3 protein-coding genes are annotated in these 2,125 nt (G+C 63.1%); all 3 read right to left on the reverse strand.

Going from position 1 to position 2,125, the window contains the following annotated elements; all coding sequences use genetic code 11:
* Window positions 1-513: 513 nt before the first annotated feature.
* Window positions 514-843: a hypothetical protein gene (locus tag ACK5KK_RS14465; RefSeq protein ID WP_416890788.1), complete on the reverse strand. Its 330-nt coding sequence runs from the start codon at window positions 841-843 to the stop codon at window positions 514-516.
* A gap of 17 nt (window positions 844-860) precedes the next feature.
* Complete coding sequence (locus ACK5KK_RS14470; protein ID WP_416890789.1) at window positions 861-1,754, reverse strand: hypothetical protein; 894 nt, start codon at window positions 1,752-1,754, stop codon at window positions 861-863.
* A gap of 231 nt (window positions 1,755-1,985) precedes the next feature.
* Window positions 1,986-2,125, reverse strand: a 140-nt coding sequence (locus ACK5KK_RS14475) for a transposase (protein WP_416890790.1), incomplete at its 5' end; no start/stop codon positions are given.

The following is a 2,125-nucleotide window of genomic DNA, read 5'->3' on the forward strand; positions in this document are numbered from 1 at the left end:
TCAGCGAACCAGACACCGAGGAGGTGACAGACCCCGACCTCAAAGCCCTCACCGCATAACCCACCCCCCATCAACGAAGGATCACACAACCACCGATACACCACACCCACGGACTTGACCCACCCCCGATCCACCCCGACCAGGCCCGTGGCAACAAGATGGATATCCCCTTTCCTCGCCGGGCACGCTGCAGTCGTATGCGTTCAATCTGCTGGGTTAGTTACGGTTCCTTGATGCGGTGCAGGTCGAGTGGACGTCCGCGAGCCGGGCGGAAGCCTTCGAGGCGGGCTTCGGGCCGCTACGCGACCCTGTGCCGAAAGCACGTCGGGTGCTCTCTGCCGTCGATGCACGAGCTCAAGGTTGGGGTCGCGACCGCCCCTCCGCTGGGGATAGCGCCCCGGTCCAGTCCATGAACGGCAGCCGCTGCGCCCACCGGATACCCCATCGAGGAACACTGAAGGCGGCATGGAAGAGGCGGCGATGCAATTCGCAGCGCCGCCTCATCGTCGGGATTCAGTTGCCCTCGACCGTGCGTAATCTGCCGTTGTGGAAGGCGATGAGGGTCACTCGTCGCCAGTACGGCTCGCCGACCAGTCCGGGTTCGGCAGCACGCGCGACGGCGGCGACCAGCAGCGCAGTCAATCCGGCGACAATTGCGAACAGCGGACCCATCCACGGAGCTCCGGCGCCGATGACGACAGCGGCAATGACAACGGCGGCAGTTGATAGTATTCCGGCCGTATTGGTGAGCACGCGTAGTGGGCCAGCGGAAGCCGCACAGAATGTCACGCCCGTGCTCACAGCGATCAGGGCCGTGAGCACGTAGATGAGCATTTCGTTCATCGCTGTCTCCTCGTTCGTCAGCAACCTACGCGCCAGATGCTACCCGGCGCAGGGACGACGTTGAAGAAGAGGCACGTCTTGGGGCGGTCGCTCTGGGCGAGGTTCGCCTGCAGCTGGATGTATGCACCCCAGACCGCGCACCCCACTGCCAGTCCGGGAGCTCTTCTGGAGAATGCTGTGCACATGCCGACTGCCGCCGCGTAATTGCGTACGCTCGAAGTCTCGGAGCGAGTGAGTTTCATGCCCCACCCGGCGCCGATCCACACCCAACTCGGGTCGGCGACGACAGGGTACGTGGTGTCGGCGTTCGGCATAACGACCTGCACGAGCTTGTCGCCCGACACTTCGTAGTGAGTCGCGACCGCCTTGCCGTCGGCATCGGTGGCCCAGGCAGCGGCGACCGGAACAAACGAACCGTCGGAAGATACGAAGGCTGCTTCGCCCTTGTCGTTCACGGCCGCGGCGAAACCCTGGATCCCATAGTCGAACTCGTGCGGGCTACCAGCGCCTGAGATTACTGCCTGCACGCGCGTGGAGCCGTCGGCAAGAGTCTGAACGGCGAGGGCATCTCCCGAAGCATCCGCACCGAGGAATACGGCCGTCCCGTCCGAGGCAACGATGCCCTCGTCCAGGGGCAGGGTTGCGGGTAGCTCGATCAACAGCACAGAGTCAGCCCCCGTCGCGACGACAGCGATGCCGCCGTTTGGGTCAAGCGCTACGGATGTCTTGACACCTGCGCTGCTTGTCGTCAGTTCTTCGGAAGTGACGATGCCAGGGTCGGCGAGTTCGGCAGCTGGAGCAGCGTCACTCACAAGCGCTGCAACGTCGTTCGCATCAGTATTCGGGAGCGTATCGGCGGTGGCTGGCGTCGCAAAGGCGAACACGAGAGCAACAGTAGCAAGTGTCGACATACCAGAGAACTTGAATCGATTAGTCATCGCTTACCATCCGTTTTGCACCGACAGGCGTCCGTTGTTGTACGATCGCATCCCTCGAGCGGAACCTCAATCGTACCTTTGGGAGATACGTCTACGACTTTCGTCTACCACTTGGCGGTGACGCGCGGGGACGAGTGGCCGGTGCGCCGATTCGTACATGAATCGTGAGGGCGAGGTTTGCGTTGGTTTCATGGCTCTTCGGAATCAAGGGTGTAGGTGGGGTCTGAACCCTCCGGCCTGGAGCAGCGACCGGGCGATGTAGTGGGTGAGGTTGTGGAAGCCGAGCGCGGAGCCGCGGAGGTGCTCGAGGCGGCCGTTGATCGCTTCGGTGGGGCCGTTCGAGG

Origin of the sequence: Microbacterium sp. (assembly GCF_047972865.1) — a bacterium.
Lineage (GTDB): Bacteria > Actinomycetota > Actinomycetes > Actinomycetales > Microbacteriaceae > Microbacterium.